Below are 17,458 nucleotides of genomic sequence, written 5' to 3' on the forward strand. Positions count from 1 at the left end.
AGAATAGGAAATTAATCCTAGACAACAATAAGGAGGTCCAAATGGAAGTTAACACAATTGGCATAGATATTGCAAAAAGAATTTTTCAAATACATGGAGTAGATAAAAACGGCAAGACAATATTAAAGAAAAAATTGATTAGGGATCAAGTATTAAGCTTTATAGCTAATTTACCAAAATGTTTAGTAGGAATGGAGGCATGCGGCGGAGCTAATTATTGGGGAAGAGAAATAACAAAATTAGGACATGAGGTTAAATTGATAGCACCACAATTTGTAAAACCATATGTTAAAACTAATAAGAACGACCAAGCTGATGCAGAAGCAATATGCGAAGCAGTAGCGAGACCAAATATGAGATTTGTACCAATCAAAAGTGTAGAGCAGCAGGATATTTTATCAATTCATAGAATAAGAGCAAGGCTAGTAAGAAATCGTACTGCACTAGCTAATGAGATTAGAGGATTATTGTATGAATTTGGCTTAATTATTCCACAAGGGATAAATAAAGTTATCAGTAAATTAACAGAGATTTTAGATAGTGAAACTTTAAGCCGTCTTAGTTATCAAACGTTTAGCGAGTTGAAAGAAGAATTTGTAGATAATGATAAAAAAATAATAGAGTTAGAAAAAAGATTAAAAATACTAGCAGGTGAGTTAGAAGAATATAAACGATTAACAGCTATACCCGGTATAGGTTTAATTACTGCTACAGCATTAATAGCTTCGATAGGTAATGCAAAAAATTTTAGTAATGGTAGACAATTATCAACTTGGCTTGGTTTAGTACCAAAACAATATTCGAGTGGAGGTAAAGAAAGGTTACTTAGTATAAGCAAGAGAGGTGATACTTATTTACGTACTTTATTAATTCAAGGAGCAAGAGCGGTATTAAATGCTAAGCTAAGGTTTACAACTGAAGCACAAAAAAATAAAAAAGATTTTAGTAAATTTACTAAATGGATGTTTAATTTATTAGAACGATGTGGGCATAATAAAACTACTGTTGCAATAGCGAATAAATTAGCACGAGTAGTATTTGCAGTATTACGCACCGGCAATGATTATAATGAAACTAAAGTTTGTAACTGATAAGTTAACAAAATTTAGTAAATAAAATATTAATAAGTATTACTCTAAAATAGAGACTAATATATTCCAACCTGAAATATGCGTGAGATAATAATATTGATGGTAAATAAGACAAACCTTAACCTACAAAAAAACTGATTACCGCACAGGCTCTAATGAAGCCGGAAAAGTGATAAGTAAAAGTTAGTAGGTAGCGAATTCCATCAGGGCTAATTGATAAATTTAAAGTGATAAATTTAAAGTAATTTATCAATTATAAGCCGAATACATGACTGCATTTGCTTGTTGACTATTAAATATTATTTTTTTCTTGCATTATTGGGGAGGTCCATACATGTGGTAGGATTTATTTTTAAAGCGTCACTTATTGCTTTTATTCCTATAGCTCCTATATTATTTTCGCTAATATAAAGATGAGTTAAATTAAGATTTACTTTTAAAACTTCAGCAATTAATCTTGCTTCTTTATCCTGTAGATTAGCTCCTCTCAAGTCAGCCCTGACTATAGTATTATTTATTTCTAAAGCTTCAATAATTAGCGTTAAATTTTCTTCACTTATTTGATTACCTGAAAGGCTAATACTAGTCAGTGTAGTACTAATTTTTATATTATTTGCAATGAGTTTTATATTCTTTGCAATAAAGTTTATTTGTTCCTCATTTAGATTTTGAAAGTTAAAATTAAGGGTAGTGCCTCCGTTCTCTAACTCATTAGCTTGTTGTATTAAGTCCTTATCTTTTAAAACATTTATTAACTTTTGTTTTTGTTGTTCTTCATATTTCTTTTTTGCCTTTTCGTGATTAGTAATATATAAAGGCTTACTATTTAACTCTATGGCTGCACTATATTTTTCTATTGCTTTTTTATATTCACCTTGATCTCTTAAACTATCACCTTCACTATTTAACTCAATTGCTTTTTTATTGTTTTCTTCTTCTAATATACGATTTCTTTGCAAAATTTCTTGAACTTTAGGCGGCTGATTTATAGAAAGGTTACAATAAGTAATATGAGTATTTTTGTTTAAATCTTCTATTATTGATTTTATGCCTTCTGGGCTTATATTGTTACCCATAAGCTCAAGAGAAGTAAGAGTAGTATTTTGTATTAAAGCTTTAACAATTGCTTTCAGCCCCTCATCTCCTATTTTATTATTCATAAGGTCGAGCACTTTAAGGGTATTATTTATTTGTAAAGCTTCTGCTATTGCTATTGCTCCTTTATCTCCTATTTCATTATTATGAAGATAAAGCTGAGTTAAAATTTTATTTGTTTTTAAATTTTGAGCAATTTTAATGGCTTGCTCATCATCTATTTTTTTAGCCTCAAAATTAATAATATTTTTTTGCGGAGATTCTTTTATTTGCAAGTCAATATTAAAATCAGCAATTCTATCATTAATATTTGTAGCGGTAGTATTAGCACTGTTAGGATTTAAATTAGCATTAGGCGAAGGAGTATGTTGTTGTGTATCAGCGGCTCTATGTGATGCGTGCTTTGACGTATGCTTCATAACACGATTTGCTTGACTTACAGGTCGTACTGAATTGTTTAGATGCTGTGTTGAATGATTTATAGTTTGATTTACTCCATGTTTCATCCCATGGTGTGCTATTGAGCTAGCTACTTGTCCCATATTTACCTTCCTAAATATTAAATTTTTGTTTTAATTATATTCTATTTCCGCTATTAACTTTTGTGCTTCTATTTGATTTTTTCTTTATCAGTTCTACTAATCTTAATATAAAGCGTTTGTATTAATTTTTTATAATCCTTAAGTCTTCATTAAGGAGAATAGCAAAATAAATAATTTAAAAACATCCGTAAAAATTACTAGGTTTGTAAAAATAAACTTTAATAAGCTTTTGGTAAAAATAAGGAATAAACACTGCTAATAAAATAGGTTATATGAAAAAAAGAATAAATAATTAAATAGTAATTTAAAAAATAGGTAAAAATTATGGGATTTCGTAAAGTAAAGTGATAGCGTGTAATTCTTTTTAGGAATGCAGAGGAGAATTGTTATGAAAGAAAAATCTAGAAAACATAAAACAAAATTATTATTTAAAAAGTGATGCAGGAGCGTTTTTAAGAAATTCACTAACTAATTGAGATTTATATAACAACCCTGTTTTTTGTTTAACATTATTAAGGTGATGTTCTACGGTTCTAGGAGATAGGTTTAAAATTCTTCCTATCTCTTTCATACTATTTCCTAAAGATAAATGATATAAACAATCAATTTCTCTAAGAGAGAGTTTACTATTATTATTAAATTTAGTATTTAAGGCGAATTGTTTAGATTGTTGTAAAATTAATTCTTCTTGTTCTACTATATTGAAATTAAGTTTTTGTTTAAAGTAAGCTAATTTTTTTTTATCACTAGTATCAATAAGATCTTTGGCTTTGCAATTAAAGTAATCTATTCCATGTTCTAATAAAGGCATATTATTTAAATAAAAATTAGTAGCTTGAGCCGTATTACCTTCTACACCAAACATATAACATTCTATAAACTCTAAATTAGTAAGTTTATATATCATTAATATGTTCTTCCAAAGGTTAAAATCATACATAAGGTACATAATTGGATCTTTTCTTTTGTCAAAACAATTTATATCATTTGAAAAAAATACGTAATTACATTTTGCATTAGTTGTTTGATTAATTATATTAGTATAAGTAAACCCGTTGTTCTTTATAGTGGAAAAATATATTTGTAGGAATTCTGCTGCAGTATTAGTTATAAGCGGTAAATATGTACCATTTTTAAAAATCTTTCCATATGCCATAAATGGAATTCCTAAATTCTGTAGATGATTATGTATTTGTAATAATCTCTCTTGAGTATACAAATAATATTGATAAGCAGATGCATTAATTTCAATTAAACTAGCCATAAATTTACTCGTCCTAATTATAAATGTTATTCATTATTTAAAAAGTGAAGGAGAAGCATTTTTAAGAAATTCACCAATTAATTGTGATTTATATAATAAGCCTGTTTTTTGTTTAACCTTATTAAGGTGATGTTCTACAGTTCTAGGAGATAGGTTTAAAATTCTTCCTATCTCTTTCATACTATTTCCTAAAGATAAATGATATAAACAATCAATTTCTCTAAGAGCCTATCAGTAAATAAAAATTAAAGAATAAATAGTAGAAAAATAGAAGAAGAAATGTTATACAAGGTAGCAAAAAAGCAAAAGAATTATGAGCTATCCAAGTGAATTAGGGGATGAAGAGTGGGAAATAATAAAAGAATATTTTGCCTATAAGAAGAAAGGAAGGAAAATAAAAATAGATAGAAGATCAATAGTAAATGCAATATTTTATCAGAGCCGTACAGGGTGTCAGTGGCAATATTTACCAAAAGAATATCCAAATTATAAAATAGTTAATGAATATTATAATAAATGGAATCGTAGAGGATTATGGCAAAAGATAAATGAAGAACTTGTTTCAAGATGCCGAGAATCAATGGGGAAAAAAAGCAAGTCCGAGAATTGGAATAATTGATTCGCAATCAATTAAGAATACGCAAAGAAGTGAAGTAAAAGGGTATGATGCCGGTAAAAAGATAAAAGGAATAAAGCGTCATATAGTAACAGATGCAAATGGTTTATTACTAGCTGTTAATGTACATTCAGCAAGTATACAAGATAGAGACGGTGCTAAAGAAAGCTTGCTTGTAGCAAAGAATAAATATCCATCAATTGAAAGATTTTTTGCAGATGGAGGCTATAGTGGTAATTTACAAAATTGGTGTTTTTTGAATACAAAATCATTGTTATCTGAAATTTTAAGTTTATCAAGAGTTTTATATATTTTTTGATGGTTAAAAAGTTATTAAATTTCCATTTTCACCTAATAAAGAATCTTCATATAATAAAGAATGCATTACTATAGCACTTTCTTGATCTACTCTATGACCTGTTGCCTCAAAAACAAGATTTTCAACTACTTCGGAACCGCAATTATTAGATTTTTGTAATTCTAAGACTTTTTCAGATAAAATAACCTCGCAATTAGGATATGCAGTAGCTATTTTTTCTGTTAAAGCATTTTTAAGTAAAACGGGTACTTTATTTTGTTCAGAATCTAGATAATTTATTTTTATTTCCTTATCGGTTTTATTTATTGATATTCCTACCCAATGCTTATTATGTAAGTTTAAAAATATTAGAACCTGTTTTGATACTTTCAATAGATCAGTTAGGATTTCTTTACTCAATTTTTCAGCTGTATTTTCATATCCATCCCATACATAATTAGGACTCATTATTTTAAAATTTTCTTTTTCTATACCAGTAGCTTCTAATCGAAGTTCTAATATTTTATCCATAGCTACTTTGCTATATTCATGCCAATAACTCTCATGCTCATGTACACCTAAAGAGCCACCTGTGATATTCTTCAGCAATTCAATAATTTTTGAGTAATCAGAATCTTTAGTAAGACTTAGTAGTTCAGCTAATATTAGTGGCTTATTATTATTGTGATCTTCAACACTGATTAAACTCGGATTCTTCTTTAGTAGGATCGCCACTATTTTTTCATTACACTTCTCAATAGCCCAATGTAAGACAGTTCTACCTTCTTTATCAACTTCATTTAATTCCTTTTCTGTCATTTGAATAATTAATCTTGCTGCACTTTTTGTATCCTCGGATTTAATTGCAAAAATTAGTTGCTGAAATTTAGAAATTTCAATTATTTTGTTAGGCAATTCTTTAATAATTTCTTCTTCAGTAATGCTACTAGGATTAATTGAAATTTCAGGTTTGGTGTTCCCTTTATCTTTATTACTTGTAAATTCCTTATTTTCGTATTCTTGAGGAGGCTTTATAATGGGTATTATTCTAATATAACCTTTTGAAATTGCTATATCCATAGCAGTATAACCTGCTTTGCCAAGGCAATTAATAGACTGTTCACTCATTCGAGGTATTAACAGCTCGCATATTCTTTCCAAACCTACACCATCACCTGCACCAACAGCCAAAATTAACGCTGTATTACCGTCTTTATTAACATGGTTTATAGCTTTTTCACTCATTCGAGGTATTAATAACTCGCATATTTTTTCCGAGTACTTGCCCTTACTAGCTGCTAAAATTAATGCTGTCTCACTGTTATAATTAATAGCACTAATAGCCTGCTCACTCATTCGAGGTATTAACAACTCACATATTTTATTTGAACCTGTATGTGCGGCTCTCATTAATGCTGTATAACCATCTTCAGCAATAACATTAATAGCTTTTTCATTCATTTTAGGTATTAATAGCTCACATATTTTTTCTGATCCTTTAGCGGCTGCCCAAGTTAAATTCGTATACCCATTGTTAGAAACAAAATTAATAGCCTCACTATTCATTTTAGGTAACAACAGCTCAAATATTTTCTCTGACCCTCTCGAAGCAGCTGGAGTTAAAGCTGTAAAACCTTGTGAACCCACAGAGTTAATAGATTGATCATTCATTTTAGGTAGCAATAGCTCACATATTTTCTCTAAGCCATTCATACTAGCGAATATTAGTGTTGTATTACCATTTGTTGCAATGGCACTAATAGTTTGCTCACTCATTCTAAAAATTAATGGCTCACATATTTTTATCCATCCTGCAGAAGCTGCCCAAGTTAATGCTGTATAACCATCTTTAGCAACAACATTAATAGCCAGGTTACTCATTTTAGATATCAATAATTCACTTACTTTTTCTAAGCCATTCCAATGAACCGAATTATTCTTAGTAATCCCACATGAGGCATTCTTACCTGCTAACATTAGTACTGTATTGCCATCTCTATCAACCTTACTTAACTCACTCTGATTTATAGATGTGATTAAATTTTGTGCTTCTGTTATGTTTTTTGCATTTATAGCTGCTGCTAATTGTTCCCACATAAATTCCCCTATAGTTTAAACCGCATTAATAAATTAAACTTTATAAACATATAGAAATAAGTCAACTAAAATAAAGTAATTTTAGTTATAAAGCTTAGCAATAAGACCTCATAATAACGTTAAGTAAGTTTCCAACTATGTGTGTCGTTCAAAAAAAATAGATGGGGACTATTGAAAAAGGTAGGAAGGTAGTAGAATTTAGGTAGTTGATGTTGTATAATGCTTTTAAGATTCTAGAAAGAGTAAGGCCTGCAAGGGTTTAAAATATATCAGCCTCAATTATTCTACTGTGTGGATATAGGAAAGGTTATACCGCAGAATCATATTTTACGAAAAATTGATAAGGTTTTTGATTTATCATTTGTGCGCAAATTAACGGAATCCAAATGTATACTGCAGATTTAGGAGATAAAAGGCTTAAAAAACGTTATCAATTAATAAATAACAAAATTGATACGATGTCCTTACGTTAGAAATTTAACAAAACTTATTACTTAACCAAAAATAGATAATTCAATTTGTATAAAGTAAATTATCTATTTCTATTATATTTTATAGCCTACTATTATTAATAATAAAATTATTACACTATATGCCACTAGAATGTAATCCTTCTGTAGCTTTATTTAAAAAGCTTCTAATTGAACCCTTAGCAACTCAAGAATTTCTTAAGGAGTATCTTGAGAACAATTGCACAAAAATATATAAAAGAAGGTAAAGCAGAACTAATAAAAATGATGTTAAGAAAACGTAATAGAATAAAAACTATTTCTAGAGTAACTGGGCTTAATAGAAAATCAATTTGTCAATTAATTGATTTTTGCCTGGATTATGATCTTATCCATGAAAGAAGTTAAGTAATAAATAAGAATATTTCATCAAAGGTTTCAAGGTATTCGTAAGGTTAAATGCATGTACTCAGAGATTTTTACAATTCTTCTTAAGATATATTTTTTTGTAATTTCTCTAAAATCTTTTTCCTCCTAAAAAGCAGTAATTTGCTAAATTTAAGTTTTGAGTGTATAATTACAAATAACAATATTATTAAAATGATAATTAGTTGTATCTTCTAATATTGATCCAAAAATAAAAAGATTAAATTTATGCAAGGTAATAAGTTACCTAGAATGATTGTAGGCACGGATGAATTCTATGATTTAGTAGTTAATAGTGATGTATTTGTTGATAAAAGTTTAATGATTCAAGAATTATTGGAAGATAATGGCAAGGTAATCTTAATTACTAGACCAAGGCGCTGGGGCAAAAGCCTAAATATGAATATGCTTCAGAAGTTTTTTGAAATAGAAATAGATCAAAATGGTGCGGTCTTACCTAAAGAAGATAAGGTAAATCGTAAACTTTTTATAGGTGGAGAAATTGATTTAGGCATTAAAGGCAAAAAGATACTAAAGCCTCTGAAGATTAGTAATCAAAAATATGCCATGGCTCAGCAAGGTAATTATCCTGTAATATTACTGAATTTAAAAGACGTTAAAGGTAGTAATTTTAAGGAAATTGAGAATGGAATAGAGAAGCAGATAGTAAAGTTATTTAGTAATCACCGCTATTTAAAGAAATATTATGTCATAAGTGATAATGGTTTACTGGATAGTGTACAAAAAAAACAGTTAGAGAGATATTTTACTGGAGAGCTTACAATAGAAGATATAAAAGATAGTTTACGTTTTTTAAGTGAATTACTTTTCAAACATTTTAACCAGAAAGTATATATATTGATCGACGAGTATGATACTCCGATCAATAGTTCTTACTTAGAATTTGGTAATAAATCAGAAGAGTTTGATAATGTATTAAAATTATTCCGTGGTATGCTTGGCAGTAGTTTAAAGAGCAATCCTTATTTAGAAAAAGGAGTCATAACTGGAATATTACGTATAGCTAAGGCTAATTTATTTTCGGATTTGAATAATGTCCGTGAATATACTTTACTAGATAAGCAATTTTCTAAATTCTATGGTTTTATACAAGAAGAAGTTGATGAATTACTAACAAAAGTGCCGACAAAAACTACTCCTGATCATATCAAGGATTGGTATAACGGTTATAATTTCGGTGGAGAGGTAATCTATAATCCATGGTCAATAATGCTATGCTTATCTAGCGAAGGTCAGCTGGATCATTACTGGCTCGATAGCGGCGGCACTTCGCTTATAGATAAAGCGTTATTATCGGATGAAATACAAATAGATCTACAACAATTAGCTGTCGGCAAGAGTATAGTGTCTCCTATTACTAAACAAATAAGTTTTTCCGATATAGATAAACCTATAGGGTTATTTAGCTTGTTATTATTTAGTGGATATTTGAATCCAGTTGTTAAAGAATCGGAAAAGAATATATATGAATTATCTGTGCCTAATAAAGAGGTAAAATATATATACGAAACAAGAGTACTGAGGTGGGTCACTGATAAGTTAAAAATTGATAGTTCTAGATATTATTCTTTCATTGGTTTACTGGCTAACTGTCAAATAGAGGAATTTAAAGAAGGGCTACAAAGATTACTACGGGGTGCAACTAGCTTTTACCAAACTGGCGAAACAAAAGCTGAAGTATTTTATAGTGGTTTTATGTTAGGTTTAATAAATATGCTAACAGTAAGCCATATAATAGATAGCGAAAAAGAAACAGGTAGTGGTAGAGCAGATATAGTTTTAATTCCTAAAGCAGGTAAGAATAATAACGCAATTATTATAGAATATAAAATAGCATCTAAGGAAGAGAATTTAGAAACCATTGCTAAAGCAGGACTTGAACAAATTAATAATAAGCAATATGACGTCAAAATAAAAGAATATACTCATGTTCAGAAAATTATCAAAATTGCCATGACTTTTTACGGTAAGGAAGTGTTCCTACAATATCAAATTGATCAGCTTACTAAATTTGATTAAATATAAACTAAAACTATGACAGCAATTTTAGATAATGAAAACCATAAAACTATAGTTTGTACTTCCACTTATGAACCTTTTATGTCTGTAAGATTATATTATAAACTTCATAGTCAAGAATTATTAATAGAAGCTTTGAACGAGCTTAAAAGTGTAGAGTTTATATCGAATAATGCGAAATTTATCGTTTCATACTGTAAAGAAGAACAACGTAAAGATTTTTTTACATTTAATAGTAAAATTTTTGAAAAACTTTTTAAAATAGATTTAACAACTATAAATTTAGGATGCGGCTCTATTAGGGGACACGCTGTGAAACGGATAATATCCTTGTATCTTGGTATTGTCTTTAGTTAATAACTATAAGATACTTAAGAACACTTAAGTAGAAGGCTAGTATACTGAGAATATCCTAAGGACTTATGATCCTGTAGCGTAGATCTTGATATATTTACTTATATTTATACTTTTTATAACCAAAAAAGACGGCATTCTACTTTGAATTATAAAACTCCAAATGAGTACGAGTTAAACTATAAAAAAATTAAAAACGCCTCTCTTTAATCTGTCCTCTTTTTTGTTGCAAGATCAGTATAACTAGGGTAAATATTCTATTATATTTTATTATGTAACTAATAATTTTAAAGAGCCATGAAAAAACAAGAATTTTTAGAAGTTTCTCCTAAGAGTACCAAGGAGCAAATTTTATCAGCTTATAATGCGGTATTAGCAAAATTTAATGAGAAACAAATAACAACGCCTCAAGACCGGAAGCAACAGGAAGAAAAAAGTGCGGTTGTAGTGAAAGCCTCAAATAATTCTGCCGATACAATTTTAACAGACCTTGGTGTTTTGAAATCAAAAACCATTAAACAGATTGATAATTTATCAGAGCAATTGCTTGATGAGTTTCAGAAGCTTGCTACTTTACGTGAAGCTATTACGTTAGAACAAAAGCATCTTCAGGAATTATATCAAATTAAAGAGACAGTACATACATTGTCGGTTTTACTACAAACGCAAGCGGAACAAAAAGAACAATTTAAGTTAGAGACGGATAAAACCAAACAGACTTTTGAACAAGAGATGTTAACGCAGAAATCTAATTGGCAACAACAAAGAGAACAACTCGAGAAAGATTATAAAGAACAAAAAGAAGAATTAGAGAAAACAAGAAAACGTGAAGAAGAAGACTATGCGTATAGCTTGGAATTAAATCGTCGCAAAGAAATGGATGAGTATAATCATAAAAAAGTAATTGCCGAGAAAGAATTAGCTGATTTACAGAATAGTTTACTAAAACGTGAGGCTGATTTAGTAGCAAAAGAAGAAATTTATCAGTCTTTAAAAATACAAGTTGAGCAGTTTCCGGTGATTATAGAAGAAAAAATAAAGAGTGCGGAAGAAAAACTGCATCTTCAAATGTCACAACAATATGATTTTGCCAGTCAGTTAAAGCAAAAAGAATATGACGGAATATTAACGCTAAAAGAACAGAATATTAAATATTTAGAAGAAAAAATAAAGCATTTGGAAGCTTTAATAAAAGATCTGACTGAAAAAGCAGATGCGGCAACGCATCAAGTACAATCAATAGCATGTCGAGCTTTAGATACGTCTGCCCAACGTTTTATGACTTTAACAAATAATGAGAAAGAAAAAAATAGTGCATAATAGTTGCTTTGCAAAAGGAGGTTTTAGCAATGAGAAATAATAAGGATAAACATACAGCTCAACCGTTTTTGTGTATTAAACAAGCTCCTTCTGCCAAGGCAGAAATGCTTATTCGCAAATCGGTTGAAGAAGTATTTGAAGCTTTTGTGAATCCCGCTATTACAGCCAAATTCTGGTTTACTAAAGGTAGTGATAGATTACAAGTAGGTAAACAAATTCGGTGGGATTGGGAGATGTACGGTCATTCCGTACAAGTTAACGTCAAAGAGATTGAAAAAAATAAGAGAATAGTTATTGAGTGGAGCTTATATAAGACTACATTGGTAGAGTGGCAGTTTACTTCTCTAGCAATTGACGAAACTTTTGTTAGTGTTACAAATACAGGATTTATCGGCGACGGTGATGAGATAATAGAGCAAGCCCTCTCTTCAACGGAAGGTTTTACTATAATGCTTGCCGGGGCAAAAGCTTTTCTTGAACACAATATTATTTTAAATCTGGTAGTAGATCGCTTTCCTGATAAAGTTAATAAACACTAAAGAAAATACCTAAAAATAGGAGAAAATAAAATGAAAAAAACCTTACTCAACCAGAATATAATTGCTTTAAAGTACTGCAGCAATCAAATAAGCCTTTAATATTATATATTACATCTGAAGTTTATAATACATCTGTACGTCTAAGAAATGAACTATATGATTTAATTTTTGCTTTTAATGATCTAAAAGATAAAGCTATACATAATAATAGAACATATTCACATAAAAATTATTATCGTAGATGAAGCTGATAGACTTCAATCAAAAAGCCTAGAAGAAGTAAGATATATATATGATAGATTATGCCCATTTTATTATGAAAACAACAAGGTAGCGCTAATCTTAATAGGAATGCCTAGTATAGAAGAAAAACTAGCACGTTTTCTACAATTATACTCACGTGTTGGGTTTATGCACATTTTCAATCCTCTAAGTCGAGAAGAAATAGGATTTATAATTAAAAAGCATTGTAAGACGTTAGATATAAGAGTTGATGAGAACGATTTTACAGATAACGAAGCTATATCTGTTATAAGCCGTATTACACAGGGAAATTTTAGGCTGATAAATAGATTACTCAAACAGAGTATAAGAATTATGAAGTTAAATAAACAATCTTATATATCTAAGGAAGTAATAGATACCGCAAGAGAATGTTTAGTTATTGGAAATGTCTAAAAGGCTAAAGTGCTATTTATTTCTGCAAGTGATAAATTATACGATAAGTTTATTATTAACACATCGCATAATTATAGTTATACGATTACTTTATAATCTGCTAAATTTTCAAAAAATGAAAAATTATATTAGCATTTTCTATAAAAATTCTATTTTTAATTAAAAATTATACAATAACCGTCCAAAATAAATCTCAAAATATCTAATCACCTTCATAATCACAGTTGTTAAATATCAAGTAACTAAAAAAGTTACAGTTTGTTAAATTATATTACTTTTTATTTATATTACATTTGAAAATATTTAATTTGAATGTTAACTTATTTAAATAATCCATGATTTATTTTCAAACTAAATACTCATCTAGCTTAGCTTCCTAGTAAAGTATGAAGTCAGGATAAATTATTATTTTTGTTGTTACATTATGATTAATTATAAATTGTAATAGTAGCAATATTTATAGTTATACCTGGCTTGTTAGTACTCAACGGGGAGTCTTATCATGAAAAATCAATTTTTAACAGTATTGCTACCTGAAACATATTTCTTATACATTACAAAATTAAAATTTTCATACAATTCTCAAAATATACTCAATAAATTATTTGAAGGTAATTAGGAGAAATTATTAGTATTATGTTGTAAAAATAAAACATAACTTGAAAAAAAGTTAAAAATTTAGTAATTTATTAGTAATCCTAAACCAATAATAATGATTTAGAAAAATATTATAAAATTAACATTAAGATAAGAGTTTAATATATGAGAGAAGATTTAAAACGTCCTTTGGAACAAACAACTTTACCAAATTATAATAGCAATAAAGGTAAGAAACAAAAGATTAATAACAATGATTTATTAGTTTTCAATGATTTTGACAGCGATAATTCAGATATTGATACAAATCCAACTAATTTAGTAGAAGGAGATACAACAATGGAATTAAAAAAACTTAATACTCGAATGATTATAGATGATATAAATAAGTTTAAAGAAGAATATGTTAAAGGAGAAGAAGCAGAGGAAAAATTTATCCAAGATTATGTAGAGGCACATAGACAAGATAATGTATCAACTAAAGATGATGTTTATAGTTTATTGCTTAGTCGTGCTATCCCAGCGGAAGATACCTTATTGATAAAGCATATTCTTAGTTTACCTCACGAAAGTAATATATTAACTAATGTTAACTTAATGAATCTCAGTCCTATCTCTGTCACTATTTACTCGAAAAATAAAGAAGTTCTGAATTTAATGGCAAAATATATAGAAAGCATATCTGGAACTATAGAAAAAGTTAACCTAACAGGATCGAATTATAATCATATATCGTCAATAACTCGTAATCCTCCTAATAATATGGATCCGATTAATTGTTTTAAGAAATTTCTAGCCCCGCTGTATACTGAGAAATCATTAGAAAAATTAGCGGATTTAATAGGTGTAAATGATATTGAAGAAAATTTTGATTTCACAGCATAGCTTCTTAAAAATAACTAAGAGAAAATTACATGAGCAAATATCAGCATTATGGTGTTCATCCCGAAAATCCTGCAAATCCTGCAGGTCGTACAGATCCTCGAGGTGCGAGAGGAACATATGGTCAAGAAATTACTGACCATACACAACAATTAGATGCTTTCGCAAGAATATTTTCTGAAATTCCTTATACGGCAATTATTGAATCTAGAAATAATAGTGATGATCTATATATTAGTTTTCCTGAGCATAGCGTTAACGATAATAACAATAGTATGGCGCAGCCTGAGGTTCAAAATTTACGCAATGATCTTCAGGCGGTACTGAATGCTAGAAATGGAAATGCAGATGAATTGATTCGTAGAAAAAAACAACTACTATTACGTGCGTGCGATGCTGACAATGAAATTTTAAAGAGTATTATAAGAAATGAATTGACTGAAAATTCGGATGCTTATTCAGATAGAGATATTGGCTATCTTAATGAATTAGTTGATAGACATCATAATCTTCAGGATTTCACTGGCCATGGTATTTCTACTGAACGTCGTAATTTTATAAACCGATTTGTTCAGGAGCATTTTGATGATTTTCTAAATGAAGAGGAATTAAATTGTATTCAGAACCTTAATGTTTCAGCTAAAACCTTAAGAATAGTTCCATATCAGAATAATTATAATGGAGTACATGTAGAAGCAAAAGGTGTACATTATATAACCACTCATATACCGGCACAAGGTCAAGAATTTTACACAGGTTTAGCAAAAAGTGATGGTAATAGGCAGGTAGGGTGTTGTGCTTGTTGTTGTCTAGAGTTTAATATCTTAGAAACTCGCAGACCTGATGAACAAAAAATAATTGTACACAGAACTGCCGATTATCCTGAAAACGCTCCTCCGGGATTGTATAATCCTTCTCCAAATATACACGGAAATGAGCGTGAGTTTTTTAGAAGAGCCATAATACAACAAAATAGTCAACCAGGCCAATTAATTGGTCTACCAATTGGAGCTGTTAGATATTACATTCAAGAAGAGAGAAGATTAAACGATGAGGTAATAAACCTTACCCAGACACGAGATAATTTACAGCAAGCAAATCAAGGCTTACAAGACCAGCTTAGTGACATTCAGCAGCAAAATACAGAACTTAGTACGCAGATAAAAGAACGAGATAGCATTATTGAACACGAACGTGCGCACAAAGAGAAATTACAAACGAAACTTACTGAAACAGAAAATGATCTTAATACTCAGATAGAAAATAATACAATACTGTCAAAAGAGTTTACTGAGGAAAAACAAAAATTCCATACCCAGATAAAAGAACTAGATAGCACCGTTGAACAAGAACGTACGAACAAAGAGAAATTACAAACAAAACTTACTGAAACAGAAAATAATCTTAATACTCAGATAGAAAAGAATACAATACTGTCAAAAGAGTTTACTGAGGAAAAACAAAAATTCCATACCCAGATAAAAGAACTAGATAGCACCGTTGAACACGAACGTGTGAATAAAGAGAAATTACAAACAAAACTTACCGAAACAGAAAATAATCTTAATGCTCAGGTAGAAAAGAATACAATACTGTCAAAAGAGTTTACTGAGGAAAAACAAAAATTCCACACCCAGATAAAAGAACAAGATAATATCATTGAACAACAGCGTGAGAACAATACACAATTACAAACAAAACTTACCGAAGTAAATAAGAATAATATAGAAAATTGTTTTACGGAATCATTAGTTACACAGTTATTAAATCGTAGTGATTTTGATATAAGTGAATTGATATATAATTTACAACAAAAACAAAGCTCTTTAATTACTCAAACGCAAACCCAAGAACAACAGTTATCTGAACCTGAAGCTACTGAACCACCAAGTAAAAAATTCAAATCTGATGATGAACATCTTAAACGCTCTGAAAAAGAAAAACTTATAAACATACTATTACAAGAAGAGCGTGAAGAAAATGGTAAATATAATTTAACAGAACGTTTTGCTGCCGTAAATGATAATCAAGAGCTACTGAATAAACTTGATAGGGAAGCAGTAATTACGGCAAATATCAATTTTAAAGCAATTGATGCAAAAAAAATCTGCAGAAACCGAAAAGACCGGTTCCGTAGAAATTAGACCGGAGCATAATCATTTAACCGACCATAATAATAACAATAAAGCTTTAATTGCAGAAATTCAAGCAGGTACAATTGATAAAAATACGGTAATAGCTATTGAGCGTAAGCAATATGGCGAAAATCTGGGTATGAAGGACGTAATTAAAATAGCTAATATACTAGAACATAACGAAAAAAATCCTGATAATCCTTTAAAACTACCTGAAGAGTTAGAGAATACTCCTATATTCCAAGATGCGCTTTTATATAAAGTAGCTAAAGAAAAAGGGATTAAGGTAATTAGTTTAGAAGGTAGGAATTTAGAGCATACAAAAGGTTCTGCTTTGTATAAGGAAAATCGTGAACAATATATGACTGAAGTAATTAGTGAAGTTCGCAGTAAAGGGTATAATATAGTTGCGAGTGTCGGCTCCAGCCACGTAGCTAATCTAGAAAACGCCTTAGAAATTACTAAACAAAACAACAACATTATTGGTTTCGATAAAATACCTAGAAAATTACAAAAAGAGGAAAGCATTATTGATAAGCAGACAGAAACAGGAACATCTATTGAGATATTACCAAAAGAAATAAAACAAACAGCTTTAAATATTGGTAACTCAATATCACAACAAATAGATAGTAATCCTTCAGTAAAACAAACTAAACCTTCAAAAACATGGGTAGAACAACTTACAGAATCAAGTAAAATTAACAAAAATAGTGTTGGGAGAGAGGCATAAAGCTTCTGACTAAATAAAAAAAGTAATATTTGGTTACAAATATATTAAAATCTCACGTAACTTAGTCATAATTTAGCTTTGTCCGATGAAAACCATATTTAGAGTTAAATCATACTATAAACGTCCAAATTAAACCTTAATAAGTATACGATAGTTACCCAGCTAAAAGGATCGTTTTTCTAAGATACTAAAATCTTGTAATTTGGGGTTACGTTGTAAAAAGGGTCATTAAAATAATCCTTTTTATATACGTAAGTAATATACTTAATATATACAATTACCATTTTAAGTTGAAATAATTA

At 29.4% G+C, this 17,458-nt stretch carries 17 protein-coding genes and 1 pseudogene; 14 read left to right on the plus strand and 4 right to left on the minus strand.

Annotated elements, in window-relative coordinates:
• Positions 1-41 precede the first annotated feature (41 nt).
• Positions 42-1,091, plus strand: a complete 1,050-nt coding sequence (locus AAGD64_RS02230) for an IS110 family transposase (RefSeq protein ID WP_341792650.1) — start codon at positions 42-44, stop codon at positions 1,089-1,091.
• A gap of 299 nt (positions 1,092-1,390) precedes the next feature.
• Here the strand turns inward: AAGD64_RS02230 and AAGD64_RS02235 are convergent, their stop codons facing one another.
• The 3 genes from AAGD64_RS02235 to AAGD64_RS02245 form a co-directional block, all read right to left on the minus strand.
• Entirely contained in the window at positions 1,391-2,728 is a 1,338-nt protein-coding gene (locus tag AAGD64_RS02235; protein ID WP_341793686.1) for a hypothetical protein, read from the minus strand.
• 424 nt (positions 2,729-3,152) lie between these two features.
• Positions 3,153-3,992: a helix-turn-helix transcriptional regulator gene (locus AAGD64_RS02240; RefSeq protein ID WP_341793687.1), complete on the minus strand. Its 840-nt coding sequence runs from the start codon at positions 3,990-3,992 to the stop codon at positions 3,153-3,155.
• A 33-nt stretch (positions 3,993-4,025) separates the two neighbouring features.
• Entirely contained in the window at positions 4,026-4,172 is a 147-nt protein-coding gene (locus AAGD64_RS02245; protein ID WP_341793688.1) for a helix-turn-helix transcriptional regulator, read from the minus strand.
• 133 nt (positions 4,173-4,305) lie between these two features.
• Here AAGD64_RS02245 and AAGD64_RS02250 point away from each other — a divergent pair, with 133 nt between their 5' ends.
• Entirely contained in the window at positions 4,306-4,611 is a 306-nt protein-coding gene (locus AAGD64_RS02250; RefSeq protein WP_341793689.1) for a transposase, read from the plus strand.
• Entirely contained in the window at positions 4,541-4,927 is a 387-nt protein-coding gene (locus AAGD64_RS02255) for a transposase (RefSeq protein WP_341793690.1), read from the plus strand. Before AAGD64_RS02250 ends, AAGD64_RS02255 begins: the two co-directional genes overlap by 71 nt.
• A 3-nt stretch (positions 4,928-4,930) precedes the next feature.
• Here the strand turns inward: AAGD64_RS02255 and AAGD64_RS02260 are convergent, their stop codons facing one another.
• Positions 4,931-7,003 carry an ankyrin repeat domain-containing protein gene (locus tag AAGD64_RS02260; protein WP_341793691.1) on the minus strand — a complete coding sequence of 691 codons (2,073 nt, stop codon included), beginning with the start codon at positions 7,001-7,003 and terminating at the stop codon, positions 4,931-4,933.
• A gap of 680 nt (positions 7,004-7,683) precedes the next feature.
• Here AAGD64_RS02260 and AAGD64_RS02265 point away from each other — a divergent pair.
• The 11 genes and pseudogenes from AAGD64_RS02265 (at position 7,684) to AAGD64_RS02305 (ending at position 17,156) form a co-directional block, all read left to right on the plus strand.
• Positions 7,684-7,860 carry a hypothetical protein gene (locus AAGD64_RS02265; RefSeq protein ID WP_341793692.1) on the plus strand — a complete coding sequence of 59 codons (177 nt, stop codon included), beginning with the start codon at positions 7,684-7,686 and terminating at the stop codon, positions 7,858-7,860.
• Between the two features lie 246 nt (positions 7,861-8,106).
• The gene (locus AAGD64_RS02270; RefSeq protein ID WP_341793693.1) at positions 8,107-9,918 is read left to right on the plus strand and encodes an AAA family ATPase; all 1,812 of its coding nucleotides are present in this window, start codon (positions 8,107-8,109) and stop codon (positions 9,916-9,918) included.
• 15 nt (positions 9,919-9,933) lie between these two features.
• The gene (locus AAGD64_RS02275) at positions 9,934-10,275 is read left to right on the plus strand and encodes a hypothetical protein (protein ID WP_341793695.1); all 342 of its coding nucleotides are present in this window, start codon (positions 9,934-9,936) and stop codon (positions 10,273-10,275) included.
• Between the two features lie 102 nt (positions 10,276-10,377).
• Entirely contained in the window at positions 10,378-10,482 is a 105-nt protein-coding gene (locus AAGD64_RS10560; protein ID WP_410526086.1) for a hypothetical protein, read from the plus strand.
• A gap of 87 nt (positions 10,483-10,569) precedes the next feature.
• Complete coding sequence (locus tag AAGD64_RS02280) at positions 10,570-11,592, plus strand: hypothetical protein (protein ID WP_341793696.1); 1,023 nt, start codon at positions 10,570-10,572, stop codon at positions 11,590-11,592.
• 29 nt (positions 11,593-11,621) lie between these two features.
• Positions 11,622-12,131 carry an SRPBCC family protein gene (locus AAGD64_RS02285; protein WP_341793697.1) on the plus strand — a complete coding sequence of 170 codons (510 nt, stop codon included), beginning with the start codon at positions 11,622-11,624 and terminating at the stop codon, positions 12,129-12,131.
• Between the two features lie 234 nt (positions 12,132-12,365).
• Positions 12,366-12,446 (plus strand): annotated as a pseudogene (locus AAGD64_RS10565) (hypothetical protein); the annotation flags it as partial.
• Positions 12,447-12,482: 36 nt separating this feature from the next.
• On the plus strand, positions 12,483-12,809 hold the full coding sequence (locus tag AAGD64_RS02290; RefSeq protein ID WP_341793698.1) for a hypothetical protein: 327 nt from the start codon (positions 12,483-12,485) through the stop codon (positions 12,807-12,809).
• Between the two features lie 762 nt (positions 12,810-13,571).
• Positions 13,572-14,291 carry a hypothetical protein gene (locus tag AAGD64_RS02295; RefSeq protein ID WP_341793699.1) on the plus strand — a complete coding sequence of 240 codons (720 nt, stop codon included), beginning with the start codon at positions 13,572-13,574 and terminating at the stop codon, positions 14,289-14,291.
• Between the two features lie 29 nt (positions 14,292-14,320).
• A complete protein-coding gene (locus AAGD64_RS02300; RefSeq protein ID WP_341793700.1) occupies positions 14,321-16,432 on the plus strand; it encodes a hypothetical protein in 2,112 nt (703 codons plus the stop codon).
• Entirely contained in the window at positions 16,383-17,156 is a 774-nt protein-coding gene (locus AAGD64_RS02305) for a hypothetical protein (RefSeq protein WP_341793701.1), read from the plus strand. Before AAGD64_RS02300 ends, AAGD64_RS02305 begins: the two co-directional genes overlap by 50 nt.
• The last annotated feature ends 302 nt before the right edge of the window (positions 17,157-17,458 follow it).

The organism is Rickettsia endosymbiont of Ceutorhynchus obstrictus (assembly GCF_964026565.1).
Classification (GTDB): Bacteria; Pseudomonadota; Alphaproteobacteria; order Rickettsiales; family Rickettsiaceae; genus Rickettsia.

Coding starts and splice junctions, on each gene's coding strand:
- AAGD64_RS02255 (WP_341793690.1), top strand. CDS start 4,541: ATGAAGAACTTGTTTCAAGATGCCGAGAATCAATGGGGAAAAAAAGCA.
- AAGD64_RS02235 (WP_341793686.1), bottom strand. CDS start 2,728: ATGGGACAAGTAGCTAGCTCAATAGCACACCATGGGATGAAACATGGA.
- AAGD64_RS02270 (WP_341793693.1), top strand. CDS start 8,107: ATGCAAGGTAATAAGTTACCTAGAATGATTGTAGGCACGGATGAATTC.
- AAGD64_RS02230 (WP_341792650.1), top strand. CDS start 42: ATGGAAGTTAACACAATTGGCATAGATATTGCAAAAAGAATTTTTCAA.
- AAGD64_RS02275 (WP_341793695.1), top strand. CDS start 9,934: ATGACAGCAATTTTAGATAATGAAAACCATAAAACTATAGTTTGTACT.
- AAGD64_RS02250 (WP_341793689.1), top strand. CDS start 4,306: ATGAGCTATCCAAGTGAATTAGGGGATGAAGAGTGGGAAATAATAAAA.
- AAGD64_RS02295 (WP_341793699.1), top strand. CDS start 13,572: ATGAGAGAAGATTTAAAACGTCCTTTGGAACAAACAACTTTACCAAAT.
- AAGD64_RS02290 (WP_341793698.1), top strand. CDS start 12,483: ATGCCTAGTATAGAAGAAAAACTAGCACGTTTTCTACAATTATACTCA.
- AAGD64_RS02260 (WP_341793691.1), bottom strand. CDS start 7,003: ATGTGGGAACAATTAGCAGCAGCTATAAATGCAAAAAACATAACAGAA.
- AAGD64_RS02285 (WP_341793697.1), top strand. CDS start 11,622: ATGAGAAATAATAAGGATAAACATACAGCTCAACCGTTTTTGTGTATT.
- AAGD64_RS02240 (WP_341793687.1), bottom strand. CDS start 3,992: ATGGCTAGTTTAATTGAAATTAATGCATCTGCTTATCAATATTATTTG.
- AAGD64_RS02305 (WP_341793701.1), top strand. CDS start 16,383: ATGCAAAAAAAATCTGCAGAAACCGAAAAGACCGGTTCCGTAGAAATT.
- AAGD64_RS02280 (WP_341793696.1), top strand. CDS start 10,570: ATGAAAAAACAAGAATTTTTAGAAGTTTCTCCTAAGAGTACCAAGGAG.
- AAGD64_RS02300 (WP_341793700.1), top strand. CDS start 14,321: ATGAGCAAATATCAGCATTATGGTGTTCATCCCGAAAATCCTGCAAAT.
- AAGD64_RS02245 (WP_341793688.1), bottom strand. CDS start 4,172: ATGAAAGAGATAGGAAGAATTTTAAACCTATCTCCTAGAACTGTAGAA.